Annotated in this window: 26 protein-coding genes, 1 tRNA gene and 1 pseudogene; 8 read left to right on the plus strand and 20 right to left on the minus strand. The window is 63.1% G+C overall.

Features of this window, described 5'->3' with window-relative positions:
- The first annotated feature begins 26 nt into the window (after window positions 1-26).
- Window positions 27-260, plus strand: a complete 234-nt coding sequence (locus tag L6D64_RS06845; RefSeq protein WP_236192360.1) for a hypothetical protein — start codon at window positions 27-29, stop codon at window positions 258-260.
- Here the strand turns inward: L6D64_RS06845 and L6D64_RS06850 are convergent, their stop codons facing one another.
- Window positions 261-866: a flavin reductase family protein gene (locus L6D64_RS06850; RefSeq protein WP_176505965.1), complete on the minus strand. Its 606-nt coding sequence runs from the start codon at window positions 864-866 to the stop codon at window positions 261-263.
- A gap of 100 nt (window positions 867-966) precedes the next feature.
- Window positions 967-1,254 (minus strand): hypothetical protein, encoded by a 288-nt coding sequence (locus L6D64_RS06855; protein WP_176505966.1) that lies wholly within the window; start codon window positions 1,252-1,254, stop codon window positions 967-969.
- A 354-nt stretch (window positions 1,255-1,608) separates the two neighbouring features.
- Here L6D64_RS06855 and L6D64_RS06860 point away from each other — a divergent pair, with 354 nt between their 5' ends.
- A complete protein-coding gene (locus tag L6D64_RS06860) occupies window positions 1,609-2,361 on the plus strand; it encodes a COG4705 family protein (RefSeq protein WP_176505967.1) in 753 nt (250 codons plus the stop codon).
- 71 nt (window positions 2,362-2,432) lie between these two features.
- Here the strand turns inward: L6D64_RS06860 and L6D64_RS06865 are convergent, their stop codons facing one another.
- The 4 genes from L6D64_RS06865 to bglX form a co-directional block, all read right to left on the minus strand.
- Window positions 2,433-3,752, minus strand: coding sequence for an MFS transporter (locus L6D64_RS06865; protein WP_176505968.1), 1,320 nt, complete (start codon window positions 3,750-3,752; stop codon window positions 2,433-2,435).
- Between the two features lie 220 nt (window positions 3,753-3,972).
- Window positions 3,973-5,301, minus strand: a complete 1,329-nt coding sequence (locus L6D64_RS06870) for a sigma-54-dependent transcriptional regulator (RefSeq protein WP_176505969.1) — start codon at window positions 5,299-5,301, stop codon at window positions 3,973-3,975.
- Entirely contained in the window at window positions 5,295-7,052 is a 1,758-nt protein-coding gene (locus L6D64_RS06875; protein ID WP_176505970.1) for an ATP-binding protein, read from the minus strand. The genes L6D64_RS06870 and L6D64_RS06875 overlap by 7 nt, the downstream gene beginning before the upstream one ends.
- 103 nt (window positions 7,053-7,155) lie before the next feature.
- On the minus strand, window positions 7,156-9,447 hold the full coding sequence (gene bglX, locus L6D64_RS06880; protein ID WP_176506045.1) for a beta-glucosidase BglX: 2,292 nt from the start codon (window positions 9,445-9,447) through the stop codon (window positions 7,156-7,158).
- A 186-nt stretch (window positions 9,448-9,633) separates the two neighbouring features.
- On the opposite strand from bglX, the gene L6D64_RS06885 reads away from it, so the two are divergent.
- On the plus strand, window positions 9,634-10,251 hold the full coding sequence (locus L6D64_RS06885; RefSeq protein WP_176505971.1) for a TPM domain-containing protein: 618 nt from the start codon (window positions 9,634-9,636) through the stop codon (window positions 10,249-10,251).
- Between the two features lie 73 nt (window positions 10,252-10,324).
- Window positions 10,325-11,539 (plus strand): class I SAM-dependent methyltransferase, encoded by a 1,215-nt coding sequence (locus L6D64_RS06890; protein WP_176505972.1) that lies wholly within the window; start codon window positions 10,325-10,327, stop codon window positions 11,537-11,539.
- Between the two features lie 16 nt (window positions 11,540-11,555).
- On the opposite strand, the gene L6D64_RS06895 is transcribed toward L6D64_RS06890, so the two are convergent.
- Window positions 11,556-12,566, minus strand: a complete 1,011-nt coding sequence (locus L6D64_RS06895) for a DUF4917 family protein (protein WP_176505973.1) — start codon at window positions 12,564-12,566, stop codon at window positions 11,556-11,558.
- Between the two features lie 48 nt (window positions 12,567-12,614).
- Here L6D64_RS06895 and L6D64_RS06900 point away from each other — a divergent pair, with 48 nt between their 5' ends.
- Window positions 12,615-12,863 carry a hypothetical protein gene (locus tag L6D64_RS06900; RefSeq protein ID WP_225923466.1) on the plus strand — a complete coding sequence of 83 codons (249 nt, stop codon included), beginning with the start codon at window positions 12,615-12,617 and terminating at the stop codon, window positions 12,861-12,863.
- Window positions 12,854-13,299: pseudogene (locus L6D64_RS06905) on the plus strand (glycerophosphodiester phosphodiesterase family protein); the annotation flags it as partial. The gene L6D64_RS06900 and the pseudogene L6D64_RS06905, both read left to right, overlap by 10 nt.
- Before the next feature lie 53 nt (window positions 13,300-13,352).
- Here the strand turns inward: L6D64_RS06905 and nadS are convergent.
- The 8 genes from nadS to L6D64_RS06945 form a co-directional block, all read right to left on the minus strand.
- Window positions 13,353-13,640 (minus strand): NadS family protein, encoded by a 288-nt coding sequence (gene nadS / locus L6D64_RS06910; protein WP_176505974.1) that lies wholly within the window; start codon window positions 13,638-13,640, stop codon window positions 13,353-13,355.
- Window positions 13,637-13,957 carry a type II toxin-antitoxin system RelE/ParE family toxin gene (locus L6D64_RS06915; protein WP_176505975.1) on the minus strand — a complete coding sequence of 107 codons (321 nt, stop codon included), beginning with the start codon at window positions 13,955-13,957 and terminating at the stop codon, window positions 13,637-13,639. Before L6D64_RS06915 ends, nadS begins: the two co-directional genes overlap by 4 nt.
- Window positions 13,958-14,108: 151 nt before the next feature.
- Window positions 14,109-15,809 carry a SulP family inorganic anion transporter gene (locus L6D64_RS06920; protein WP_176505976.1) on the minus strand — a complete coding sequence of 567 codons (1,701 nt, stop codon included), beginning with the start codon at window positions 15,807-15,809 and terminating at the stop codon, window positions 14,109-14,111.
- A gap of 198 nt (window positions 15,810-16,007) precedes the next feature.
- Window positions 16,008-16,081: transfer RNA gene (locus tag L6D64_RS06925), tRNA-Gly, on the minus strand.
- A 111-nt stretch (window positions 16,082-16,192) separates the two neighbouring features.
- Window positions 16,193-17,083 (minus strand): alpha/beta fold hydrolase, encoded by an 891-nt coding sequence (locus L6D64_RS06930; RefSeq protein WP_176505977.1) that lies wholly within the window; start codon window positions 17,081-17,083, stop codon window positions 16,193-16,195.
- A gap of 324 nt (window positions 17,084-17,407) precedes the next feature.
- The gene (locus L6D64_RS06935; RefSeq protein WP_176505978.1) at window positions 17,408-18,109 is read right to left on the minus strand and encodes a pseudouridine synthase; all 702 of its coding nucleotides are present in this window, start codon (window positions 18,107-18,109) and stop codon (window positions 17,408-17,410) included.
- A 45-nt stretch (window positions 18,110-18,154) separates the two neighbouring features.
- Entirely contained in the window at window positions 18,155-18,388 is a 234-nt protein-coding gene (locus L6D64_RS06940; RefSeq protein ID WP_176505979.1) for a cysteine-rich CWC family protein, read from the minus strand.
- Entirely contained in the window at window positions 18,381-19,871 is a 1,491-nt protein-coding gene (locus tag L6D64_RS06945; RefSeq protein WP_176505980.1) for a sensor domain-containing diguanylate cyclase, read from the minus strand. Before L6D64_RS06945 ends, L6D64_RS06940 begins: the two co-directional genes overlap by 8 nt.
- Window positions 19,872-20,083: 212 nt before the next feature.
- Here L6D64_RS06945 and L6D64_RS06950 point away from each other — a divergent pair, with 212 nt between their 5' ends.
- The gene (locus tag L6D64_RS06950) at window positions 20,084-20,524 is read left to right on the plus strand and encodes a hypothetical protein (RefSeq protein ID WP_054885021.1); all 441 of its coding nucleotides are present in this window, start codon (window positions 20,084-20,086) and stop codon (window positions 20,522-20,524) included.
- Between the two features lie 5 nt (window positions 20,525-20,529).
- Here L6D64_RS06950 and L6D64_RS06955 read toward each other — a convergent pair whose 3' ends face one another.
- Window positions 20,530-21,639 carry an enoyl-CoA hydratase/isomerase family protein gene (locus L6D64_RS06955; protein ID WP_176505981.1) on the minus strand — a complete coding sequence of 370 codons (1,110 nt, stop codon included), beginning with the start codon at window positions 21,637-21,639 and terminating at the stop codon, window positions 20,530-20,532.
- Window positions 21,640-21,765: 126 nt separating this feature from the next.
- Here L6D64_RS06955 and ung point away from each other — a divergent pair, with 126 nt between their 5' ends.
- Window positions 21,766-22,458: a uracil-DNA glycosylase gene (gene ung / locus L6D64_RS06960; RefSeq protein ID WP_176505982.1), complete on the plus strand. Its 693-nt coding sequence runs from the start codon at window positions 21,766-21,768 to the stop codon at window positions 22,456-22,458.
- A gap of 17 nt (window positions 22,459-22,475) precedes the next feature.
- Here ung and L6D64_RS06965 read toward each other — a convergent pair whose 3' ends face one another.
- The 4 genes from L6D64_RS06965 to L6D64_RS06980 all read right to left on the minus strand — a co-directional run bounded on the left by L6D64_RS06965 (window position 22,476) and on the right by L6D64_RS06980 (window position 26,555).
- Window positions 22,476-23,516, minus strand: a complete 1,041-nt coding sequence (locus L6D64_RS06965) for an AbrB family transcriptional regulator (RefSeq protein ID WP_176505983.1) — start codon at window positions 23,514-23,516, stop codon at window positions 22,476-22,478.
- Window positions 23,509-25,023 (minus strand): tripartite tricarboxylate transporter permease, encoded by a 1,515-nt coding sequence (locus L6D64_RS06970; protein WP_176505984.1) that lies wholly within the window; start codon window positions 25,021-25,023, stop codon window positions 23,509-23,511. Before L6D64_RS06970 ends, L6D64_RS06965 begins: the two co-directional genes overlap by 8 nt.
- Before the next feature lie 3 nt (window positions 25,024-25,026).
- On the minus strand, window positions 25,027-25,485 hold the full coding sequence (locus L6D64_RS06975) for a tripartite tricarboxylate transporter TctB family protein (protein WP_176505985.1): 459 nt from the start codon (window positions 25,483-25,485) through the stop codon (window positions 25,027-25,029).
- Window positions 25,486-25,574: 89 nt separating this feature from the next.
- Entirely contained in the window at window positions 25,575-26,555 is a 981-nt protein-coding gene (locus L6D64_RS06980; RefSeq protein WP_176505986.1) for a Bug family tripartite tricarboxylate transporter substrate binding protein, read from the minus strand.
- Between the last annotated feature and the right edge of the window lie 2 nt (window positions 26,556-26,557).

Raw genomic sequence — 26,557 nt, forward strand, 5'->3', positions numbered from 1 at the left:
CCCTCGATCAACAGGCGGAAGGCAACATGGCACGTAGAGAATTCCCGCATTTCGAAGCGGTTTCGGCGATGGTCCCGGTGGAAGGCGGGGGCTATTACGCCGCTATCGCGGTCAAGGCCCTGGGCATGGGCGGCGCGCCGCGCTTTCACAAGGTACTCGGCGAGCAAGTGTTCAAAAGCGCCGTGGCGGCTGACGAAGCCGCCTGCGCCGAGCTCGCACGCCTGCAGGGCGTGGGCGAGGAAGGCGAACTGATCTGGTGATCAGGCCTGTGGGCGTGCCATCTTGAACAGGTTGCCCAACTCGAAGTAATCCGCCGGGCCACCGCCACGCAGGATCGGTTCGGCGGCAGCGGTGTCGTAGATACCGTTCTTCAGCAGGTGTTCGGCAATGTGCACCGCCACCACTTCACCCAGGATCAACCAGCTCGGCACCAGTGCCTGGTCGGCGCGCTTGAGCTGGACGATCTGGCTCACCTTGCATTCGAAGGCCACTGGCGTTTCGCCCACGCGCGGCACCTTGACGATGTTCGATGCCACCGCAGTCAGGCCGCTCAGTTCGAACTCGTTGATATCGACGGCGACGGCCGCGCAACTTTGGTTCATCTGCTCGGCCAGTGGCCGGGTAGCCAGGTTCCAGACGAACTCACCGGTCTGCTCGATGTTGTTCAGGCTGTCTTTGCGCCCGACGCTGCAGAACCCGATGATCGGTGGAATGTAGTTGAAGGCATTGAAGAAGCTGTACGGCGCGAGGTTCAGCTGGCCGTCCCGGCTCTGTGAGGAGATCCAGCCGATCGGGCGCGGGCCGACGATGGCATTGAATGGGTCGTGGGGCAGGCCGTGGCCTTTGGCGGGTTCGTAGTAGTACATCTGCCAGCATCCTTGGAACGAGGCGCCTAGTGTGCCAAGCCATTGGCCGTCTGGAAATGATCAAGCCCGGCCGAGGCCGGGCTGGTAGCGCACAACAGGGTCAGCTGATGCGGTGGGCGTTGGTGCGGTCGAAGCCGTCTTCGGCGAAGCGTTGGGCGTTGGTGTGATCGAAGCCGTCTTCGGCGAAGCGCTGAGCACCGGTGTGATCGAAACCATCTTCGGCGAAACGTTGTGCGCCAGTGTGGTCGAAGCCGTCTTCTGCGTAGCTGGTCGATTGAGTCTGGGCGGCGGCGAAGGTGTGGGCGTTGGTGCGGTCGAAGCCATCTTCGGCGAAGGCGCCAGCAGCGAATACCGAGAGGGCCAGGGTGAGGATCAGTTTGCTTTTCATGGTCGTTGCTCCTTTGGGTGCGAGAGGTTGTTTGTTTCTATGGGTTTAATGCTACGCCGATTAATTTGATTAAAAAGCGCAAAAAATCGCGCTTAAAAATCGAATTATCAGATATATGTGGTCGCACGCTATGCAAATCAGCGGGTGCCGATGCCTCTGCGTGAGGTGCTTCAAACCCGAGGCGAGCGCAATGCTTCGCCAGCCATTGCAGATTGATGGAGTGGGATTAATCGGCGGTTAAGAACGAAAAATCTTAATTTGTAACAGCGTATGACGCTTTTTTCATATATCGCCAACCGATTTTTCAGGCTCTGCTCAGCACCATCGCCGCACCTCATTCCGGAGCGGTGAACAATGAACAAACTTCCGCAAATCACCCTGGCCTTCTGGGTCATGAAGATCTGCGCCACCACCCTTGGCGAAACTGCCGGTGATCTGCTGTCGATGACCCTCAACGTTGGTTATGCCGTCAGCTCGATGGTGCTGATCAGCGTGTTCCTGATGACCTTGTTCGGCCAGCTGTTTTCGCGCCGCTATCACCCGATGCTGTACTGGTTGGTGATCCTCTCCACCAGCACGGCCGGCACCACCATGTCCGATTTCATGGACCGCACCCTGGGTCTGGGCTATGCCGCAGGCTCGGCAATCCTGATCGGCATCCTGTTGCTGACCTTCCTGGTCTGGCGCCTGAGCGGCAACCCGCTTGACGTCACCCGCATCAAGAACCGCACCGGTGAAATCTATTACTGGATCGCCATCCTGTTCTCCAACACCCTGGGTACCGCGCTGGGTGACTACCTGGCGGACGACTCGGGTCTGGGCTTTGCCGGTGGCGCACTGCTGGTCGGCAGCGCCATCGCCCTGGTGGTACTGGCCCGTTACTGGACACGCATCCCGGGTGTGGTGCTGTTCTGGGTGGCTTTCGTGCTGACCCGCCCATTCGGCGCAACCCTCGGCGACGTCCTGACCAAGCCGCACGAGAAGGGCGGGCTGGATTTCGGCACCATCGGTTCTTCCGCAGTGTTGGGCGGTGTGCTGCTGGTGCTGGTGCTGATGGCGACCTGGTACCAGAAGCGTGAACCGCGTCAGGTGCTGGAAATGTCCTGATCACGGGTGTCTTCATGACAAACCAAAAGGGCGCCCTCTAGAGGGCGCCCTTTTTCGTTACGGAATCACATTCAGTCAGCAGTAATCCGCGAATGCTGCTTGGTGTCCTTCATGGTCGCATACACCAGCAGCGAGCAAGCGATGCACGCCGTGACGTACCAGTAGAAACCGCTTTCCATACCGGCGCTCTTGAACCACAGCGCCACGTACTCGGCAGTGCCGCCGAAGATCGACACGGTCAGCGCGTACGGCAGGCCAACACCGAGGGCGCGGATTTCGGTAGGGAACAGCTCGGCCTTCACCACTGCGTTGATCGAGGTGTAGCCGCTGACGATGATCAGCGCTGCCATGATCAGGAAGAACGCGCCCCACCAGGTCTGGATGGTGTGCAAGGTGCTGAGGATCGGCACGGTGAACAGGGTGCCGAGCACGCCGAAAGCGATCAGGATCGGGCGACGGCCGATCTTGTCGGACAGGCCACCGATCACCGGCTGCAGGCACATGAACAGGAACAGCGTGGCCGCCGAGATGGTGGTCGAATCGCTGATGCTCATGCCCACGGTGTTGACCAGGTACTTCTGCATGTAGGTGGTGTAGGTGTAGAAGGCCAGCGTGCCGCCCATGGTCAGGCCGACCACGGTCAGCAGCTCCTTGGGGTGGCGCATGAGGGTGCGCATCAGGCTTTCCTTGGCCTTTTCCTTCTTGGTGAAAGAAGCGGTTTCTTCCATGCCGCGGCGCAGGTACAGGGCAACCACTGCGCACAGGGCACCGATCACGAAGGGTACGCGCCAGCCCCAGGCATACAGCTGCTCGGTGGTCAGGGTCTGTTGCAGGATGATCAGTACCGCCAAGGCGATGAGCTGGCCGGAAATCAGCGTCACGTACTGGAAGCTGGAGAAGAAGCCACGGCGCTCCTTGCTGGCCATCTCGCTGAGGTAGGTGGCCGAGGTCCCGTATTCGCCGCCCACCGACAGGCCTTGCATCAGGCGTGCGATGACCAGCAGGATCGGCGCGGCGACGCCGATGGTTTCATAGCCGGGGGTCAGGGCGATCACCAGGGAGCCGGCACACATCAGCAGCACCGAGGCCATCAGTGCAGCCTTGCGCCCCTTGCGGTCGGCGTACAGGCCCATCAGCCAGCCACCGATCGGGCGCATCAGGAAGCCCACGGCGAAAATCGCAGCGGTGTTGAGCAACTGGGCGGTGGAGTCGCCGGCGGGGAAGAAGGCTTTGGCGAAGTACAGCGAGAACGCGGCGTAGACGTACCAGTCGTACCATTCGACCATATTGCCGATGGAACCACTGAAGATCGACTTCAGGCGGCTGGCGGTGGTTTTTTCAGCGGCGGGCGTGACGGCCGCTCCGGCTGGCAGGGAGGTGGCGTTATCCATCAGGGATACCTTCTCGTTGTTTTTGTGGAGCGCGCCGAAGCGCAGCTGGCCTGGGCAATTGCAGAAGGTGTGCCAAATGGGTGCGTAGCGATCCAAATGGGGGCGAAGGGCCCGCGGGCGCTGGATGATGGCTAATGGCTGCGGAACGGCCCCTTTGTCCATCCAGGGTTGGATAAGCGGATTTCCGCTTATCTGCTGTGGCTGATAGGCAATAAACCGCTTATTGAAGAAAGTCCTCGCGCACCAACCCGTGCCGCTGCATCTTCTCGTTCAGCGTGCGCCGAGGCAGTTGCAGCGCTTCCATCACTGCCTTGATCTCGCCCCCGTGCTGACGCAATGCTGCACGCAGGCACTGTGCTTCGAACGCTTCCATCTGATCGCCCAGCGATTGGCCAGCAGGTGTCACCTCGATGTTCGGCGAGCCTAACCCCAGGGCATGTCGCTCTGCGGCATTGGCCAGCTCACGCACATTGCCCGGCCAGTCATGCGACAGCAGCTGCGCCAGTTGCGCACCGCTCAGGGGTGGCGCCGAGCGCCCCAGCTTTTCGGCTGCTGCGCGGGCGAAATGTTCGAACAGCAGCGGGATGTCCTCACGCCGTTCACGCAGCGGCGCCAGGCGCAGTTCCGCCACGTTCAGGCGATAGGCCAGATCCTCGCGGAAACGCCCGGCACGGGCTTCTTCAAGCAAATCGGGCTTGGTAGCGGCAATGATCCGCAAGTCGACGCTGATGCTCTGGTTAGCCCCCAGCCGCTCCAGCTTCTGTTCCTGGATCACCCGCAACAGCTTGGCCTGCTGGGCCAGCGGCATGCTCTCGATCTCGTCGAGGAATACCGTACCGCCGTTGGCGTATTCCAGCTTGCCGATGCGTTTGCCCTGGGCGCCGGTGAAGGCGCCGCTTTCGTGGCCGAACAGTTCGGCTTCGAACAGCGCTTCAGGGATGGCCGCGCAGTTCAGCGCGACAAACGGTTTTTCGGCACGCGGGCCGAAGTCGTGCAGGCAACGCGCTACGCGCTCCTTGCCGCTACCAGTCTCGCCGCGGATCAGCACATTGACCGGCAGGCCGGCCAGGTCCAGCACCTGTCGGCGCAACTGCTGCAAGCCCTGGGACATGCCCAGCAGGGTCGTTTCCAGGCGTGACTTGAGGTCGGCCTGCTCGTGCAGCCGTCGGTTCTCCAGGACCAGCTGGCGTTTCTCCAGTGCGCGGCGCAGGCTGCCCAGCAAATGTTGCGGTGTAAACGGCTTTTCCAGGAAGTCATAGGCGCCGTTGCGCATCGCTTCGACCGCCATCGGCACATCTCCATGGCCGGTCAGCAGGATCACCGGCAGGTCCGGGTCATCCCCCTGCAGGCGTTCGAGCAGCTGCAGGCCACCCATGCCCGGCATGCGCACGTCGCTGATGATCACCCCGCCAAAATGCGCGGGCAGCTGGGCCAGGCAGTCTTCGGCACGGGCGAACAGCTGCACGCTGAAGCCCGATAGGCTTAGCCACTGCTCGACCGCCGTGCGGATACTGGCTTCATCATCGACGACGATCACTGAATTCAACATACAGGCTCCAGGTCACGGGGCAGGGTCATGCTCAACCGGGCGCCGCCCGGCAGGTTCTCGGCGTGTAACTGGCCGCCAGCTTCGACGATGATGCCATAGGAAATCGCCAGGCCCAGGCCCAGGCCTTCGCCTACCGGCTTGGTGGTGAAGAACGGGTCGAAGACCTTGGCCAGGTCAGCTTCGGCAATGCCGCCGCCGGAGTCCAGCACGCTGAGGCGCCACTGCCCATGATCCGGTTCGATGCGGACCTCCAGGCGCCTGTAGCGTTTGTCGGCCATGGCATCGAGGGCGTTGCGCAGCAGGTTGATCAATACCTGTTCAAGGCGGATGGCATCGCCCCGGACCCAGGCCGGGCGTGCCAGGTACAGGGCCACCTCGACTTCCTCACTGCGTATGCGGGTGTCCAGCAAGTGCAGGGCCTGGTCGACCACGGTGGCCAGGTCGAGGCGTTCACGCAGGCCGACCGGGCTGTTGCGGGCGAAGGTCTTCAGATGGCTGGTCAGGGCAGCCATGCGCGTGAGCATCTGCTCCAGCGGTTCGAGGGCCTTGCGCGCGTCGTCGTAACGGCCGTGGTCAAGCAACAGACGCAGGGTTTCCAGTTGCATGCGTTGGGTGGTCAGCGGCTGGTTGATCTCATGAGCCATGGCCGCCGACATCTGCCCCAGGGCAGCCAGTTTGGCCGATTGCACCAGGCCTTCCTGGGCGGTGCGCAGCTCACGCGTACGTTCCTCGACCTGGCGCTTGAGCTCTTCGCGGCTGCGCTGGCGCAGGCGCGCCAGGCGCAGACGCTGGCTGACGAACAGCGCGGCGAACACCAGGCTCAGCCACACCGCTGCAGCACCCAGTGCAGCGTTGCGGCCGGCAGCTTCGACCTGGGGTCTGCGCAGCAGGTGCAAGGTCCAGTCTTCGCCTTCCAGCGGCAGGCTCTCCCAAAGGAACTCGGCGCTGCCATCAGGGCCCTGCACGCGGCTCAGATGACTGTTGCTGGCAAAGCGAGTCAGCACCTGATGCTGAAGCGGCACCAGCGGCTGCTTGTCGTACTGGCGGGTTTCGGCCAGCTCGGCGCGGTCGGCGCCTGTGAGTGGCTTGAGTTCGCGGTAGCGCCAGCCTTCCTGGTTGGCGATGAAGGTGATGCCGCGGGCGTCACTGACCAGCAGGATGTCACTGCCCTGGCGCCATTCGCGTTCGAGCTCAGGGAACTCCAGCTTGACCACCATGGCGCCGAGGAAGCGCCCCTGTTCATCGCTGACCGCACTGGCCAGGAAGTAGCCCGGCACACCGCTGGTCACGCCAACCGCATAGAAGCGGCCACTGCCCTGGCTGCGGGTCTGCTTGAAGTAGGGGCGAAAGCCATAATTGGAGCCAACGTAGGTGGTCGGCAGGCGCCAGTTGCTCGCGGCGACGGCCAGCCCGGTACGGTCGAGCAGCTCCAGGGTCGAAGAGTTGGCGGCGCCGTTGATGCGTTCGAGCTTGAGGTTGAGCGCGTGTTGCGTTTGCTCACTGACCGGGCCGCGCAAGGCCTCGATCAGTTCCGGGTCCAGTGCCAGCACGGCGGGCAGGGCGCGGTAGCGGTCGATCAGGGTGTGCAGGGCATTGGCGTACAGCACCAGTTGCTGGCTGGCGCGGCGGGCGTCGTCTTCCATGGCCTGGCGCTTGGCCTGGTGCATGGCCCAGCCGGCGCTTAACACAGTGCCGAGTACGATGAGCAGGGTGATCAGCCCCAGACGCAGGGCGCGAAAGGAAAAGGGCATGGGGCGGATCCGGGTGATGGGGATATCAGTACCGGCCTCTTCGCGGCGGTTCGACGGCTCGATGAACCCGCTGCCACAGAGGCCGGTACAGGCAAGCTTTCAGTTACAGCAGTTCGAAGCTCTGCTGCTGCACGGCCTCGGAATCCAGCCCGACCTGCACATTGAACTCGCCAGGCTCGGCCACCCGCTGCAGTTGGCCATTGTAGAACTTCAGCTCTTCCTCACTGATGCGGAAGGACAAGGTCCGCGATTCGCCAGGCTTGAGCACCAGTTTCTGGAAGTTCTTCAGCTCCTTGACCGGGCGGCTCATCGACGCCGAGACGTCCTGCAGGTACAGCTGCACCACCGTCTCGCCTTCAAGCTTGCCGGTGTTCTTCACCGTCACCTTGGCCTCCAGGGTGTCGCCACGCTTGAGGTCCTTGCTCGACAGGGCCAGGCCCGACAGCTCGAAGCTGCTGTAGCTCAGGCCGTAGCCGAACGGGTACAGCGGGCCGTTGGGTTCTTCGAAATACTGCGAGGTGTAGTTGCCTGGCTTGCCGGGGGTGTATGGGCGGCCGATGCGGGTGTGGTTGTAGTACATCGGGATTTGCCCGACCGAGCGCGGGAAGGTGATTGCCAGCTTGCCCGACGGGTTGTAATCGCCGAACAGCACGTCAGCGATGGCGTTGCCGCCTTCGGTGCCGGAGAACCAGGTTTCGAGGATGGCGTCGGCCTGTTCACGCTCCCAGCTGATCGACAGCGGGCGGCCGTTCATCAGCACCAGTACCAGCGGCTTGCCGGTGGCTTTCAGGGCCTTGATCAGCTCGCGCTGGCTGGCGGGGATTTCCAGGGTGGTTCGGCTCGACGACTCGTGGGACATGCCACGGGACTCACCGACCACGGCCACGACCACATCGGACTGCCTGGCAGCCTCGACCGCTTCATCGATCAGCACGGCCGCAGGGCGTGGGTCATCGACGATTTCCGGGGCATCGAAGTTGAGGAAGTTCAGGTAGTCGAGGATGGCCTTGTCGCCAGTGACGTTGGAGCCTTTGGCATACACAAGCTTCGCCTTGCCCTCGACAGCGCGGCGCAGGCCTTCGCGCACGGTGACCGAATGCATCGGCTTGCCGTCGGCAGCCCAGCTGCCCATCATGTCGATCGGCGCATCGGCCAGCGGGCCGACCAATGCGATGGTGCCGGCCTTTTTCAGCGGCAGCGTCTGGTTGCGGTTTTCCAGCAGCACCAGGCTGCGGCGTGCCACGTCGCGGGCGGCGTCGCGGTGCAGACGGTCTTCGGCGTAGTAGTCCTTCAGGTCGCTTTCGGCCTTGCCGATGCGCACGTACGGGTCCTTGAACAGGCCCATGTCGTACTTGGCGCCGAGCACCTCGCGCACGGCCTGGTTCAACTCCTGCTGGGTCACTTCGCCGGACTTCAGCAGCCCAGGCAGTTCCTCGCCATACAGGGTGTCGTTCATGCTCATGTCGATGCCGGCCTTGATCGCCAGCTTGGCAGCTTCGCGGCCGTCGCGGGCGACACCGTGGCGGATCAGCTCCTGGATGGCGCCGTGGTCGCTGATGGTCACGCCCTTGAAGCCCCACTGCTTGCGCAGCAGGTCGTTCATCAGCCAGGTATTGGAAGTGGCTGGCACGCCGTTGATCGAGTTGAGCGCTACCATCACCCCGCCAGCACCAGCGTCGAGCGCGGCGCGGTAGGGCGGCAAGTAGTCGTTGTACATCTTCGGCAGGCTCATATCCACCGTGTTGTAGTCGCGCCCGCCTTCCACCGCGCCATACAGGGCGAAATGCTTGACGATGGCCATGATGCTGTCGGCGTTGGCCGGGCTGCTGCCCTGGAACGAGCGGACCATTACCTGGCCGATCTTCGAGGTCAGGTAGGTATCTTCGCCGAAGCCTTCACTGGTACGGCCCCAGCGCGGGTCTCGGGCGATGTCGACCATTGGCGCGAAGGTCATGTCCAGGGCATCGGCCGACGCTTCGATGGCCGAGGTGCGGCCAACCTTGGCGATGGCGTCCATGTCCCAGCTGGCGGCCAGGCCCAGGCCGATCGGGAAGATGGTGCGCTCGCCATGGATGGTGTCGTAGGCGAAGAACATCGGGATCTTCAGGCGGCTGCGCATGGCGGCGTCCTGCATCGGCCGGTTCTCGGGGGCGGTACGCGAGTTGAAGGTCCCGCCGATGCGCCCGGCGGCGATTTCTTCGCGGATCTTGTCGCGGGGCATGTCCGGGCCGATGCTGATCAGGCGCAGTTGGCCGATCTTTTCGGCTTCGGTCATCTGGCTGATCAGATGATCGATGAACGCCTGCTTGTCCTGCAGGGGCGGGGCGGATGGGGCGGCAAGGGCCGCCTGGCTGGCAAGGCCCATGGCCAGGCCCAGCAAAGACAGTTTCATTATCAATTCCATTGTCGAGGCTTTGCCGTATCCAACGGATACGTGCATGGCCGAAGTTTTCAGGCGGCTATTTGTTGTACGATTCGCCGGTAATTCATCCAGCAGCGGATTATGCCTGAATATGTCGGCTGCGGAGGAAGCCCCGAATGCCGGGAAAACAACTATAAGAACGCTTGAGAGACCGAAGGCATGACGCCCCTCAACGAATACGAACGCCGCCAGGTGGCCGAAGCCATTGCCCGCGTCGAGCGGCGCACCGACGCGCAACTGGTAACCGTCTTGGCGCGACGGGCCGATGATTACGCCTACCTGCCGCTGTTCTGGGCTGCGGTGCTGGCGCTGGCCGTGCCTGGCCTGCTGCACTGGCTGCTGGGCTGGCCGGGCGTGCGTGGGCTGCTGGTAGCCAATGTGCTGGTGTTCATCGGCCTTTGCCTGTTGCTGCGTCGCCCTCGTGTGGCTGTGTGGCTGATTCCGGCCACCTTGCGCCGCTGGCGCGCCTCGAGCCTGGCACGCCAGCAATTTCGCGAGCAGAACCTGGAGCGCACGGAGGGTGCCACGGGGGTACTGATCTTTGTCGCCGAGGCCGAGCGGCATGTGGAAATCCTCGTCGACCAGGGGATTGATCGCCATCTCGATGCGCAGGCCCGGGCGGCGATGGTTGCGCGTCTGGCCGAACAGGTGCGCCAAGGGCGTACCTTGCAGGGTTTTATCGAATGCATCGATGCCTGCGGCGAACTGCTGTGCCAACAGGTGCCTCGCACCCATGCACGCAACGAACTGCCCAACCGTCTGGTGATTCTCGACTGAAGCGGCGGTTGCAGGGTGTAGAATGCGCGGCAACGCGCAACGCGCCCCCTGCTATCCGAGGCACCCGTTTTCCATGTCCGCCAGTATTTCCGCTTCCCCTGCGCCGGATGCGCGCGCCCAGTTCCTCGACCTGCTGAGTGCCGCGCTGCACGGCAGCACCCTGGTCAAGCTGGTGCTGGCGCGCCATGTCGGAGCCGATCAGACCTTGCAGCGCATCATCGCCAAGCCGCTGCAGGTGAAGGGCCAGGCCCAGCTGTCCTTGGTCTACCGGCACCAGACCCGCGACATCACCCGCAACCTGCGGCTGGACCAGGCCCAGGCGCTGGTCGCCGAGTTGCTGCCGGCGAGCTTCCGCAACGCCCACCTGTTCGATGCCGACGGCGAAGTGCAGCTGACCTTCAGCAAGAAGGGCAAGCCGATGCTTCAGCGCCACGGCGCGCAGGCCCCCCGTGAAGCGGTTGCCAATAGCGGCCATGACCGCGAGAAAAAACGCTACCTGGAGCTGACGCGGCCGTTCCTGCGTGACCTGGGCGTGACCGATGCCCAAGGTGCACTGATCCCGTCGATGTCGCGCAAGTGGAAACAGATCAACAAGTTCATCGAAGTCTTCGACCATGCCCTGGCCAACGCCCCGCTAGCGACTGATCAGGCGCTGCGGGTAGCTGATTTCGGGTCGGGCAAGGGCTACCTGACCTTCGCCATGCATGACTACCTGCGCAATACCCTGGCCCGCCAGGCACAGGTGACCGGGGTGGAATTGCGCCAGGACATGGTCGACCTGTGCAATGCCGCTGCGCAGCGCCTGGAGCACCCGGGCCTGGAATTCCAGTGTGGCGACGTGCGCACTGTGGTGCCCGAGGCCATCGAAGTGATGATCGCCCTGCACGCCTGCGATATCGCCACCGACTACGCCATCCACACGGGCATCCGCTGCAACGCCGCGATCATCATGTGTTCGCCATGCTGCCACAAACAGATCCGCCCACAACTGCACAGCCCGGGCTTGCTGCAGCCAATGCTGCAATACGGCCTGCACCTGGGGCAGCAGGCCGAGATGCTCACCGACAGCTTGCGTGCGCTGTATCTGGAAGCCTGTGGTTACGAGACCAAGGTGTTCGAGTTCATCTCTCTGGAACACACCAACAAGAACAAGATGATTCTTGCGGTGAAGCGCCGGCAGGCGGGGGATAACGCAGCCCTGCTGGAGAAGATCGAACAGCTCAAGGCGTTTTACGGGGTGCAGGAGCATTGCCTGGAGACGTTGTTGCGGGCGGATCAGCTGATCTGATTGCAGCTTGGGATATTCAGCGCCGAGCTGCCGGTACTTCGATAGCGAGTTCTTCGAACCCCAACGGATGCGTGCTGGCATCGAAGAAGTGCAGCGCCGTCCCGGTCATATCCCCGAACCGTTCGACGAAGTGCTGCTTCTGGTTGATCACCGACGCCTCGCTCAACGGCCGTATGGCAATCGACAGGTGGGCCGGCCGCGCCTGGCGAATGGCTTCGACCAGGTGCTGGTCAGTACTGTCCAGGTGCTGCCCGAACAGGCATAAACCCTGGCTTTCCTGTGCCAGTTGAGCCAAGCCCCAGGCCAGGTAATCCGAGTTGCGAATGGCGCGCAGTTTCTCGTCGCTGCGGTCTTCGTTGACGAACAACGGTACTTCACCCGGAATGTTCACCGCAAAACCGTCGAGCAGCTCGGCGCTGTCGGCGCTGCGCTGGCGGGTGCTGCCGTCGGGCAGCTTGAGCAGGTGCAGGCCGCCGTGCAGGTGCAGCACACGGGTGCCTTGGCTGCGGGTGCGGCGTACGTCGAAGAACCCCTGATCGTCGAACAGCGCGGCAAAGCCCTGTGGGTTGTGCTGCAGGGCCCATGGCAGGATCAGGTCGTAGTTGCTGGTGTAGACGCTGCGGTACTCGCGCAAGGCCTGGTTGATCGACGCCAAGGTGCTAGCGGGCATCAGCGGCCAGGGCAGATGCAGGGTGCGAATGGCGTGGATCAGGCCTTCCTTGATCGAATAATAGCGGTTCAGCGGCGCGGTGGAGTTGATGGCCAGGGCGGCGTTGGCGCGCACGGTGTGGTTGAGGGTGGTCAGCACCGGCTCGAACAGCTCGGTGCCCAGCGACTTGAACAGGGCCTGGTCGCTGATCGCCAGGCCTTTCTTGCGCCCTGCGCGCTGGGCTTCCTCATACAGCGAGAAGTAGCCGAACGGTTTCCACAGCGCACGACTGGCGCCATTGCCCAGCAGCAGAGCTGTGCACGGGTGGCGCTGGTTGAGGTCTGGCCAAGAGGCGAGGCGGGCGTCGAGAGTTGGCATGGGCGGTCCGTTCGGTGGGGCGGGAAACGGCGGGGACTTTAGCATGTCATGCAAGGTGTGCGAGGGTTGGTGTTCGCATTGTGCCTGTACTGCTGGATGAAAGAGGACTTCTCCATGCGCAACCCGCTGCTCCGCACCCTGGCCCTGAGCACGCTGTTCTCGGCTTCACTGGCCTCGGCCACCGACGGCAAGACCCTGGCCACCGCCCAAGGCATTCCGTATCCGGCCGTGATCGCCCACCGCGGCGCTTCCTACGACGCCCCGGAATCCACGACACCGACCGGCCGGGGCGGGTAGTGTTGCAGACCTTCGACCGCAACAGCCTCAAGTTGCTGCACGAGGCGATGCCGCAGGTGCCGAAGGTCCTTCTGCTCTGGGTAGGCAACACTGGCATCGCATCGGCATCCGGGCAGGATTTCGCCCAGTCGGGGGAGCGGGACAAGGCAGCTTTCCATGCGCGCCAGCAACCCAAGGACAAGGCGGAGTTCCTGCGCTGGCTTGATGATGCAAAGCAGGAGGGCGCCATAGGCACCGGCCCTTCAGCCACGCACACTCATCTGGGTGAGCAGAGCTACGGCGACCTGATCCAGCCTTGGATGAACCAGGCCAATCACCAGCGCGGACTGTTGGAGCATGTCTACACACTCGATGACAGAGTCGATTTGACAAGGCCATGCAGTCTGGTGTCGACGGGATCTTCACCAACCGGGCGGGAGAGCTGTTGCGCACTTAATCAGCGCCCCACAGAGAACGAAGGGGCTTTGTTGAAGCATCTGGGATACTGAATTAATGGGCAAGTGCCCTCAGGACATGGTCAGGGTCGTTGCGTATGGCACGTAGCAACGCTTTGGCCGGCCCGGTAGGCTCCCTGCGCCCTTGCTCCCAGTTCCTTAGTGTGGCGACTTGAACATCGATCATCTCGGCGAAACGCACCTGGGACAAACCGGTGGATTTGCGAATGTTCCTGACCTGCAGTGCATCAATCTCGACAACTCGTGAGGGCACACGCTTACCTTGAACGATTTCATCCATCTGCTGGACGCTTTCCATCAGCTCTTCAAAAAATTTGCTCATGTACGCCTCCAGTGCTCGATGATGTTCTTCAGGACCTTGCGTTGTTCGGCAGACAAGTCAGATTGCTCATTTTTCGGAAAGATGTAGAGCATGGCAATCTGTGAGCTTGAGGTGAAGTGGTAATAGATGACTCTGGCTCCACCGCGCTTCCCATGTCCACTGGCAGCAACGCGAAGCTTGCGTAGGCCACCGGTACCTTCGATCAAGTCACCTGCATCCGGTGCACTCATCAGCTTGACCTGCAGGAGCCGGTAGGTGTCGTCCTCAAGGAGTTCTTTCACTCGCTTGGTGAAAATGGGGGTTTCAATGAAGAGCATAGCAGGGTGTGCGCCAATGGCGTAGTCGCTGGTCGCCCGACGCTACGGGAGGAAGAAGTCCCAACGTTTATTCTGCTTGGGATGACGAGGCTAGCGGATGGTGCACTGGCTGGCAGATCGTCCTCTTCCGACTCCGCTGTAGTCCGATTCCTTATTTAACCACTGGCTCCTTGCGACTCCTGTTACGCCAAACCCGATATGCCCGTATCCCCGCCCGTACCGAGCCGAACAGCAGCTTGTCTTCCATTTCCCGCGCGAGTCCCGAACGCACCAGCATGCGCAGGAAGGTGCCGCGTGCGCGGGCGATGGCGAAGTGGATGCCTTGCGCCGTCAGGGTGTCGCGCACTTCGCGCAGGGCGGCGATGCCGCTGACGTCGATGCTGCTCACCGCTTCCGCATCGAACAGCACTGCCTGGGGCTGGGCCTGGCTTTGTACCGCTTCGAGCAGGCGCATCTTGAAATAGTCGGCGTTGAAAAACAGGATCGCGTCGTCGAAGCGGTATACCACCAGGCCCGGCACGATACGGGCGTCCTTGTGCTTGCGGATGTCGACCTGGCCTTCGGTGCCCGGTAGCCAGCCGAGCACGGCGTCGGTGGGCTGGTAGATGGTGTAGAGCAGGCGCAGGATCGCCAGGGTCACGGCAAACACGATGCCCGGCAGCACGCCCAGACCGAGCACACCAGCCGTGGTCAGCAGGCACAGCCAGAATTCGAAGCGGCTCAGGCGCCTGATGCTGCCCAGCGACTTGATGTCGATCAGGCCCCAGCCGGCCATCAGCAGCACGGCGCCCAGTACCGCCTGCGGGATCCACGCCATGGGTGCGGTGAAGAACAGCAGGATCAGGGCGATAACCAGTGCGGCGATGATGCCGACCAGCTGGCTCTTGCCGCCGACCATGTCATTGACCGCCGTGCGCGAGTCGGCGCCGCTGATGGCGAAACCCTGCGAGATACCGGCGGCCAGGTTGCTCACGCCGAGGGCGACGAACTCATGGTTGGCATTGATCGCATAGCCGTGCCGTGCGGCGAAGCTGCGCGCGGTGAGCATCGCGCTGCAGAAGCTCACGGTGGCGATACCCAGGGCATCGCGCAGCAGGCTCTTGGTTTCACCGAGGTTGCTGTGCGGCCAGGCGAGCGTGGGGATGCCAGACGGCACGGGCCCGAGAATGGCGACGCCGAAACGGTCCAGGCCGAGCAGGCCGACCAGCAAGGTAAAGACTGCCACGGTCACCAGGGCCGCCGGCAGGCGCGGGTAGCGGCGCGGCAGCCAGACCAGCAGTGCCAGCCCGGCCAGGCCGATGGCCAGGGTCATCCAATGGATCTCGTTCAGGCGCTGGAAGAAATTCACCACGCTGAGGATGAAGCCGTCACCCTCGATCTTGAACCCTACGACCTTGGACAGTTGCCCGGCAATCAGGCTCAGGCCGATGCCGTTGAGGTAACCGATCAGAATCGGCCGCGAGAAGAAGCTGGCGATGAACCCGGCGCGCGCCAGGCCGGCGACGATCAGCATCACCCCAACCAGCACGGTGACGATTACCGACAGTTCGGCGATGCGATGCGGGTCGCCCATGGCCAGTGGTGCCACGGCGCCCGCGATCATGGCGCAGGTGGCGGCGTCCGGGCCGACCATCAACTGCCGCGAGCTGCCGATAAGGGCATAGACCATCATTGGCAGCACGCAGGCATACAGGCCGTATTGCGGCGGCAGGCCGACGATCTGAGCATAGGCGATGGCGATGGGGATCTGGATCGCGGCCACCGATAGCCCGGCCTGCAGGTCGGGCTGGAACCATTCACGACGGTAGTGCAGGAGGTTGGCAAGGCCGGGTAGCCAGCGGGAGAGAAACATGCGTCGTCCTTTCGAAATGTTTCACGGTTCCATGAAGCATATGCGCCTCAAGCCGTTTCGCTTGCAAGCGAATTGAAGCGGAAGGTATCGAACGCGGCCATGGGCCATATCAATGAAAGGGCAGAAACGAAAAAAGGAGCCTTGGGCTCCTTTTGACAGCGATGACGTTGCTGAACGCCATGCGGGGAATGCAATGTGTGGAGCGGGTAGAGGGAATCGAACCCTCAACTAAAGCTTGGGAAGCTTTCGTTTTGCCACTAAACTATACCCGCGTCTGCGCTGGACTTTTTACCAGAACCCTCCCCGAATTAGAAGCCCAAGTTATAAAAAAGCTTGTCGGCGCCCCGTGACCTGCGGGTGTCGGGTACGCGGCGCCGATGCGCTCAGATGGCCAATGCATGCTGCCCCTGCTGGATATAAGGCTGACTGCGTTGACGGGCCTCGCGCACGGTCGGCTTGAGGAACCCGAGCATGGCGTTACGGGTGTCATCACAGGCTGCCTTGTGTTCCATGTCGAGGAAGTGGCCAGCGTCGCGGATCACGCTGAACTGGCTGTTGCCTATATGCTTGCCGAATTCCCGTGCATCTTCGACCGTGGTGTATTCGTCGCGCTCGCCGTTGATGAAGAGCACCGGGATGTCGATGTTGCGCGCGCCGTCCAACGCCCGTTGCAAGTCACGCTGCAGCACTTCGTTGATGTGGAAGTGCATCTGCGCGTACTCATGGCTGTCCAGGCCGCTGACATGCCGGTAATTGAAGCGCTTGAACAGTGATGGCAGGTACTTGCCGATGGTGTCGTTGACCAGGTTGCCGACCTGGTAGCGATCACAGGCGGCCAGGTACTGGCAACCACGCTCAAGGTAGTCGCGCATCGGCTCGTTGATGATCGGCGAGAACGAGCTGACCACCGCCTTCTTCACCCGCCGCGGCTGGTGCGCCAGCGCCAGCAGCGTGCAGGCCCCGCCCCAGGAGAAGGACATGACGTGATCGCACTGGAAGCGATCGATCAGTTCGAGAAGGATCTGCGCTTCGTCCTCCTTGCTGATCAGCCGTTCCTGGCGGTTGTGTGGCTTGGACTTGCCGGCATATGGCTGGTCGTACAGCACAACATTGAAATGCGGGTGCAGGTTGCGCACCGTCTGGGCGAACGAGGCGGTGGTGGCCAGCGACCCGTTGATCAGGATGATCGTCTTTTCGGCCGCATCCGCGCGATAAAACTCCGTGTAAACCCGATACTGACCTTGGATATCAAGTACAGCGATTTCTGGCCTCATGTCATCGACTCCTGGCGCAAAAAGGGTAATCGCGTCACCTAGGGTGCACGTTCTTTATGACAGGTAGGCATTCGCCTGAATAAATCGGGGGGCCCTGTGTCGATCCTTGGCACATGTGTCGACGATATTGTTGTGGCGGGCAATTTGCCGTGCCCCAAGGCATCTGGGCTTCGGGTGGCCGGCAAAAAGTGTCATGAACGGCAGGCGTGACTGGCTGGTCACTCGCGGACTGACAAGTTAGGAGTCAAGCAGTGGCACAGCGATCCCGCAAGTGCCGTTTGCGCAAATTTGTGACTCGGGCCGCTCAGCGGTCGTATGGCGGTATTACGGCATCCGGACCGAAGCGATTTCGTCCGCAGTCAGAGCCCTGAACTGGCCAGGTTGCAGGCCTGGATCGAGCTGGATCGTACCCATGTTTTCGCGATGCAGGCCAACCACTTTGTTGTCGAAATGGCCGAACATGCGCTTGATCTGGTGGTAGCGTCCTTCGACGATGGCCAGCCGTGCCTGACGCGGGCCGAGGATGTCGAGTCGGGCGGGCAGGGTGGTCAGGTCTTCGAAGGCGAAATAGAACCCTTCGCTGAACTTGGCAACGTAGTGCGCGCCGATCTCGTCTTCGGTTTCCACCAGGTAGTGCTTGGGCAGCTTGGTGGCCGGTTGGGTCAGGCGCCGCGACCACTGGCCGTCGTTGGTCAGGATCATCAGGCCGGTGGTGTTGAAGTCCAGGCGCCCGGCAATGTGCAGGTCCTCGCGCAATTCGCCAGGCAGCAGGTCGAGCACGGTGCGGTGCTGCGGGTCTTGCGTGGCGCTGACGCAGCCCGTGGGCTTGTGCAGCATCAGGTAACGTGCGGGGCGGCCGGCCTGCAGCAGTTGCCCGTCCACTTCCACGCGGCTGAATGCACGGACCTCTGCCTTGGGGTCGCTGACCACTTCATGATCCAGGCGCACGCGGCGCTGCACCAGCAGCAGGCGCACTTGCTGACGGTTGTAGCAGGGCAGGTTGGCGAGGAAGCGGTCGAGGCGCATGGCGGCGAGCAACGTGAATGGGGGCGCAGTTTAGCGTTTTTAACGTCAGAGCGGTGTCGGCTTGTTCGCGGGCGCGCCCGCTCCCACAAGCTGGTCTTCCACGGCGGCGCAGCGTGGGCACAGGCAGCCCTTGTCGCGCAGTTCGGCAGGCAGGCCCTGCAGTACGGCGGGGTCGATGGTCACGCCGTAGCACCAACAGGCCTGGGTGGCGCTGCGTGGGTCGGCCAGGCTGCACTGGTTGAGGGCACCGCAGGCGGGGCAGTGCTGGTTGTCATTCATGTCCGGTTCCGGGTGTTTCACTGCAGACGCGGTTGCGGCCGGCCTGCTTGGCACGATAAAGCGCACGGTCGGCGCGGGTCAGCAGGGCGTGCAGGGTATCACCCGGCTGCAAGGCGCTCAGGCCGATACTGGTGGTCAGGCGCAAAGGTTGGCCTTCGTAACTGAAAGTCAATTGCTCGGTACCACGGCGGATCTTCTCTGCCACGTCGGTGGCCTGCCGGCCCTCGGCCTCCCGCAGCAGCACGATGAATTCCTCACCGCCCCAGCGGCAGAGTATATCCGACTGCCGCAGGCTGCCCTGCAGCACGTTGGCGAACTGGCGCAGCACTTCGTCGCCGGCCAGGTGGCCATGGGTATCGTTGAGCACCTTGAAGTGATCGAGATCGATCAGCAAGGCGGCCAGCGGCGCGCAATCGCGCTGGGCCTCCTGCAAGGCCTGGGCGGCCAGCAGGTCGAAGCTGCGCCGGTTGGGCAGCCCGGTCAGGCTGTCGAGGGTCGCCAGCGCCTCGGTACTGGCCTGGTGGCGCCTGAGCATGCCATTGAGCAGCAACAGAACGACCAGGGTGATCATCGCGCAGATCACCAGGTTCAGGTACAGCGAGTGGCGAATGGGGTCCAGGGCTCCGGTCTCACGCTTGTCGACCAGCAGGTACCAGCCCAGTTCAGGCAATTGCCGCACATTGAGGAAGTGGCTGTGGCCTTCGCTGTCCTTGTACTCGTGGCTGCCTTCGGTGGGGGTCGCACGCTGCGCCAGCAATTCGTTCAGGTCGGCATTGTCGGTCAAGGGCTGCCCGATCTTAAGGCCATGGAGGCCACCCTCCGAGCCGGTCAGGATGACCTTGCCCGTGGCGTCGGTGAAAAACACCGAGCGCTGGTAGCGGCGCTGGTACTTGTCGATCAGCTTGACCACCGCGTTGACACTCAGGCCCACCCCGGTGGCGCCAATGAAGCGCTGCTGGTAGTCCAGCACCCGATAGTTGATGAACACCGTCAGGTTGTCCTGGTTGGCCATGTCCAGGTCGACGTTGATCTCGTACGGCGCGTTCAGCTCGCGCAAGCGGAAGTACCACGCGTCGCGCCAGGTGTCCGGTACCACCTGCTTGAGTATGCCCTTGGCCTGGTAATAGGTGAGGGTGCGGTCGGAGACGAAAAATGAGGTGAAGGTGGCCTGCTTACCCATGACCTCGCCAAGAAAGCGAGTGATGCGCTGGGTGTCCTGCTCACCGGCCAGTACCCAGTCGCGAAGGAAGGTATCCTGCGCCATCATCGAGGCGATCAGCACCGGGCGGATCAAGTCTTTCTGGATTTCCGAATAGACGGTATCGGAGGTGAGCGGCAGCTCGGTATTGATGATGCCGTCGCGGATTGTGCTGCGCGAGGCGAAATAGCTGATCAGCGATGTGGCGAGAAAGCCGCAGGTCAGCAACGACAGCAAGGCGAGGATCAGCGAGCGCTGTGAAAACAGGGCGGAGCGTGCGGGCATGATCTTCCCATGTTGTGTGCCGGGGCGCTCATTCTATTGGGATGACAGGTAAATGACTGCATGTTTTTAAGGGTTATTTCGACCTGTATCAATTTGTTGCTGAAATGGCACTGCACCCTGGCGCCGTTGTCTGATTCATTGTCGATGAACGCATTTGCGTCGACGCTCGCCAGCGCCGCTGTTCGAGCACCCCAGCGGTCCAGGAGGCCGCCATGTCCTATCGAATTCTGTTGATCGCCCTGCTGGGTCTGATGACGTCCGCCTGTGCGCCCTACTATGAGGGCGGTGGCTATTCCCGTTCCGAATACTATTCGACCGATCGTTATGTCGCGCCGGGGTATTACCGCTACGACCGTTACTATGTGACGCCGCAGCCGCGCTATTACTACCAGCCGGCCCCCCGTTACTATCGGCCCGCACCGGCTCCCTATTACCGGCCGGGCCCGACGCCGGGGATGAACCAGTGGCATGGCAATCCACGCTACGACTACGGCAATCGCCAGCGCTACGACTATGGCCGGGATCGTGACCGTCATGACTATCGCGATGGCAGCCAGCGCTACCAACATGATCGCTGGCATTCGAACAACCGCGGAGACGACGACCGTCAGTCCGATCGTGGGCGCGGAAGGGACCATGACTGGCGCCGCTGACCGCCTCATGCCCCCAGGTCGGCCAACGGATGCCGACCTTCCCACACCTTGGCGAAATGCGCCTCGACCACCGCCGCTGGCACCTGCGCCACATCGGGCCAGTGCCAGCGTGGCTGGTTGTCCTTGTCCAGCAGGCGCGCGCGCACGCCTTCACTGAATTCCGGGTGTCGGCAGCAGTTGAGGCTCATGCTGTATTCCATCTGGAACACTTGGGCCAGTGACAGGTACCGGGCACGTCGGATCTGTTCCCAGACCAGGTGCGCCGTCAGCGGGCAGCCTTCATGCAGCCGTTGACCGGCCTCGGCCAGCAATGGATCAGGGTGATGCTTGAGGCTTTCCAAGGCGCGCCAGGCGGCAGCCGGGTCGGCCACATCGAGCAGCTCGTCGATCACCTGGCGCCTCGGCAGCCATTGTGCCGCTGGCAGTTCGGCCCAGGCACGATGCTGTTCGGCCTTGAGCAGGCTGTTCAGCTGCAGGTCGGTCTGCTCCTGCCAGTTCAATTGCAGCAGCTCCTCGAGCAGGGCCTCTTGCTGTTCCTCGCCGAAGAACCGATCAGCCAGGCCCAGGTCGAGCGCATCTCGGGCGTTGATCGGTGCGCCGGTCAGCCCGAGGAACAAGCCGAGCTTGCCGGGCAGGCGGGCGAGAAACCAGCTGGCTCCCACATCCGGGTAAAGGCCGATGCTGATTTCCGGCATGGCCAGGCGGCTGCTCGGCGTGACGATGCGTACACTGGCGCCCTGCAGCAGCCCCATGCCGCCGCCCAGCACATGCCCGTGGCCCCAGCACAGCAGCGGTTTCGGGTAGGTATGCAGGCGGTAATCCAGGTGGTATTCAGCGGCAAAGAAGGTCGCAGCCAGCGCAGGAACGCTGCCGGGGCGGGCCAGGCAGGCCTGGGCCAGCGCCCGCACATCGCCGCCGGCGCAAAAAGCCTTGGCACCCTTGCCACGCAACAGCACGCAGACGACCCCAGGGTCGCTGGCCCAACTGTGCAGCTGTTCGCCAAGCACTTCGATCATCGGCAGGTTGAGGGCATTGAGCGCCTTGGGGGCATCGAGTGTGGCGATGCCGATTCGGGCGCCATCGGCGCCGGTGAGTACCTCGCAATGAATGGCCATGGACTACCTCGCACAAGTCATCCCCCAAGTATGGCCTGCGTGGCCGATCATGCCGGTCGGCGGTCGGATCGATTGACAAGGGCAAATGGCTTACCTAGTGTCGCGCCATTGTTTACGGATGGCCCCATGACTGAAGACGATCGCATCAAACTCGAACCCAGCTGGAAGGCTGCACTGCGCGCCGAGTTCGACCAGCCCTACATGCAACAGCTGCGCGAGTTCCTGCGCCAGGAGTACGCTGCCGGCAAGGAAATCTATCCGCCGGGGCCGCTGATCTTCAATGCGCTCAACTCAACGCCGCTGGATCAGGTCAAGGTGGTGATCCTCGGCCAGGACCCGTATCACGGCCCGGGCCAGGCCCATGGTCTGTGCTTCTCGGTGCAGCCGGGCGTGCCGGCGCCACCGTCGCTGGTCAACATCTATAAAGAGCTGCAACGTGACCTGAACATCCCGATTGCCAGCCATGGCTACCTGCAGAGCTGGGCCGAGCAGGGCGTGCTGCTGCTCAACACGACCATGACCGTAGAGCGCGCCAATGCTGCCTCGCATGGGAAGAAGGGGTGGGAGTCGTTTACCGACCGGATCATCCAGGTGGTCAGCGAGCAGTGCCCGAACGTGGTGTTCCTGCTGTGGGGGGCACACGCTCAGAGCAAGCAGAAGCTGATTGATGGCACCCGGCACCTGGTACTCAAGTCGGTGCACCCATCGCCGCTGTCGGCCTATCGCGGGTTCCTTGGCTGCGGGCACTTCAGCCGTACCAACAGCTTCCTCGAACAGCGTGGCATGGCGCCCATCAACTGGGCGTTGCCACCCCTCTGAAGAAGGGCGGGGCTGCCTTACAGCCCCTGGCCCTGGGTTTTGACCCAGTAGCGGAACAACGGCTCCGCCAGGAACAGCACCAGAATCAACCGCACCACCTGCAGCGCCGTCACCAGCGGCACCGACAGCTGCAGGGTTTCGGCCGTCAGGCTCATCTCGGCGATGCCGCCCGGCATCATTCCCAAGGTCAGCGAACGCAGGTCCAGTTCGGTCATTACGCTCAATCCCCACGCTGCGCTGCCGGCAATCGCCATGCACAGCGCGGTGGCCAGCAGTGTTCGGGCGAGGAAGGAGGGGGCGCGGCGGAAGAACGCACGGTTGAAATGGCAGGCCAGGCCGCTGCCGATCAGCCACTGGCCGACCTGGCTGGCACCGTTGGGTAAGCCGATTTGCAGGTCGCCTGCCAGGCTTACCGACGCGGCGACCAGCAACGGCCCGAACAGCCACGGGTTGGGCTGGCGCAGGCGCTGCCAGGCGAAGCCCATCGCCACGCCCAGTGGCACGATCAGCGCCAGCCAGCCCCAACTGACACTGCCAGCGTGATGCAGCGGCACACCGTCACCCAGCAGGCACTTGAACAGCGCCGGCACGCACAGCACCACGGCCAGCACGCGCAGGCTCTGCGCCGCCGCGACCTGGCTGAGTACCGCGCCATTGCGAGCGCCAAGATTGACCATCTCCCCCGAGCCACCGGGCATGCTGGCAAAGAACGCCGTGGCGCGGTCTTCACCGGTGCGCCGCAGCAGCCAAACGCTGATCACGCTGGAAAGCGTGGTAAACAGTGCGCCGAAGAAGATCAGCGCGAAGTGGCTGGCGACCTGCTCGATCACCGCCGGGGTGAAGTGCAGACCGATCCCGATACCGATGATGCATTGCCCGCACTTGCGGCCATTGGGGATTTCCGACAGCTGCCAGGGCGTCAGGCAGCGCACCAGGATGATCGCCAGCAACGCACCGACCATCCACGGCAAAGGCCAGCCGACCTTGCTGGCGGCAAAACCGCCAGCAAGGCCGACCAGCCCGGTTGCGACAAACAGCGGCAGTGAGCGATCAGGCATCCGCCATGGCCTGGCGCTGCAGGCTGCGCTTGCGCCAGATGCGCAGCAGCGGCAGCGTCAGCATGCAGAAGACCAGCACCCACACCGACATGCTGATCGGGCTCGACCAGAGGATGCCCAGTTCACCGTTGGAAATCGACAGTGCCCGGCGCAGGTTCTGCTCCATCAGCCCGCCGAGGATGAAGCCGAGCAGGATCGGCGACAGCGGGAAGTCCAGCTTGCGCAGGATATAGCCCATGATGCCGATGCCGACCATCAGGAACAGGTCGAAGGTGGTGGCATGCACGGCGTACACGCCGATCGCGGTGATGATCGCGATCACCGGCACCAGCGCCCAGTTCGGCACGGCGAGGATGCGGGTGAAGATGCGGATCATCGGGATGTTCAGGATCACCAGCATGATGTTGGCGATGAACAGCGAGGCGATCAGGCCCCAGACGATGTCTGGCTGCTGTTCGAACAGCAGCGGGCCCGGGGTGATGTTGTACAGGGTCAGCGCGCCGATCATCACCGCCGTCGTGCCCGAACCGGGAACGCCGAGGGTCAGCATTGGCACCAGGGCGCCGCAGCAGGATGCACCGATGGCGGTTTCCGGGGCAGCCAGGCCGCGGGCGTCGCCTTTGCCGAACGTGCCCTTTTCTCCGGCGATGCGTTTCTCGGTCATGTAGGCCACGGCGCTGGCCAGGGTCGCGCCGGCACCCGGCAGCACACCCATGATGAAGCCCAACAGACCGCAACGGATGTTGACCACGAACACCGAGGCCGCTTCCTTGAAGTTGAACAGCATGCGCCCGGTGGCTTTCACCGCCTGGTGGCCATGGTGGGTCTTCTCCAGCAGCAGGAGGATCTCGCTGATGGAGAACAGGCCCAGCACCAGCACCACGAACTGGATACCGTCGGCCAGGTGTACGCTGTCACCCGTGAAGCGGTACACGCCGCTGTTGGCATCGATGCCGACCGCAGACAGGAACAGGCCGATCAAGGCGGCGATGAAGGTCTTCAGTGGCTTGTCACCGGCCATGCCGCCGAGGGCGACGATGGCGAAGACCATCAGCACGAAGTATTCCGCAGGGCCGAAGGCAATCGCCCATTTCGCCAGCAGCGGGGCGAACAGCACCATGCCGCAGGTGGCGATCAGCGCACCGATGAACGAACTCCATGCCGACAGCGACAAGGCCACGCCAGCCAGGCCCTGGCGCGCCATCGGGTAGCCATCGAGGGTGGTCATCACGGTCGAGGCTTCGCCCGGGATGTTCAGCAGGATCGAGCTGATCCGGCCGCCGTATTCGCAACCCAGGTACACCGCGGCCAGCAGGATCAGCGCCGACTCCGGTGGCAGGCCCAGGGCAAAGGCGATCGGGATCAGCAGGGCCACGCCGTTGATCGGGCCCAGGCCCGGCAGCAGGCCGACCACGGTGCCAATCAGCGTGCCCGACAGGGCGGTGACCAGGTTGTAAGGGGACAGGGCGACGCCGAACCCCTGGCCCAGGTAGCTCAAGGTATCCATGTGTCAGTTCTCCAGTACGCTCAGCAGGCCGAGGGGCAGGGGTACGTCCATGACGCGATCGAACAGCCAGTAGAGGAACACGCTCATGCCCACCACCACGAGGGTGCTGTTCAACCAGCGGCCGCCATACAGGCGCGCCATGGGGATGCCGACCAGGATGGCGCTGAGGATGAAGCCCAGGACCTCAAAGGTGGCGGCGAAGATGATCAGCAGGCCGACGCAGGCGGTGATCTTGATCAGGGTTTCGCGGTCGAGCGCCGGCTCGTCCTCCTTGCGCACGATAGGCGTGGGGCGGATGGCCAGGTACAGCAAGCCCAGGCTCATCAGGCCGAGCATCAGCAACGGGTAGGCGCGTGGCCCCACCGGTTCGTAGGAAAACGCGGCCTGGTAAGGCCAGGCCATCACGGCCAGGGCGGCGCACACCGCCAGCAGGGCCAGGGCGAAGATGCGTTGCAGGATCATTGGCAAATCCTCGTTGTTTACGGCACGACGCGGACCCAGTGGGAGCGGGCATGCCCGCTCCCACTGGGTTCGGTGAAAGACCGGGGGCTTTACTGGATCAGGCCGAATTCCTTGGCCAGGGCCTTGTACTCAGTCACCTGCTTCTTCACATAACCGTCCAGCTCCGCGCCGGTCATGGCGAACGGGAACAGTTCGCGCTGGTCACGCAGCTTGGCGAAGTCTTCCGATGCCAGCATCTTGTCGAACGAGTCTTTCCACCAGGCGTAGTCTTCGTCGCTCACCTTCGGCCCCAGATAGAAGCCGCGCACCACCGGCCAGACGATGTCGTAGCCCTGTTCCTTGGCAGTAGGGATATCTTTCATCTCCGGCTCGTCCAGGCGATGTTCCGAGAACACCGCGAGGATGCGCATGTTGCCGCTCTGGATGTGCGGCATGGAGTCGGAGATGTCGGTAGAGCCAACCTGGATATGCCCACCCAGCAGCGCGGTGGCGATTTCGCCGCCGCCTTCCAGGGCCACGTAGCGCAGGTCGCGCGGGTTGATGCCAGCGGCCTTGGCGATGAGCGCGGTCTGCATCCAGTCCTGGCTGCCGACGGTGCCGCCGGAGCCGATCACCACCTTGCTCGGGTCCGCCTTCAGTGCAGCGACCAGGTCATCGAGGGTCTTGTACGGCGAATCACTCTTCACTGCGATCGCGCCGTAGCTGGTGCCGACCGCGGCCAGCCATTTCACCGCGTTCTCGTCGAAACGGCCGAACTTGCCCTGGGCCAGGTTCAGCAGCGAACCACTCGACCAGGCCACCAGGGTGCCAGCGTCGGCCGGGCGCTGGGCGACCACGGCGTTGTAGGCGACTGCACCGACACCGCCTGGCATGTAGGTCACGCGCATCGGCTTGCTGAGGATCTTCTCCTCCACCAGGGCGCTCTGCACCAGTTTGCAGGTCAGGTCGAAGCCACCGCCGGGCGAGGCCGGGGCGATGCATTCAGGGCGTTTCGGTTCGGCGGCGAGGGCATTGCCGGCCAACAGCAGGCAGCCGGTGGCGAGGACGAGGCGGCGCAGTGAAAAGGTCATCG

Origin of the sequence: Pseudomonas urethralis (assembly GCF_021602465.1) — a bacterium.
In the GTDB taxonomy this organism is placed as follows: domain Bacteria; phylum Pseudomonadota; class Gammaproteobacteria; order Pseudomonadales; family Pseudomonadaceae; genus Aquipseudomonas; species Aquipseudomonas vlassakiae.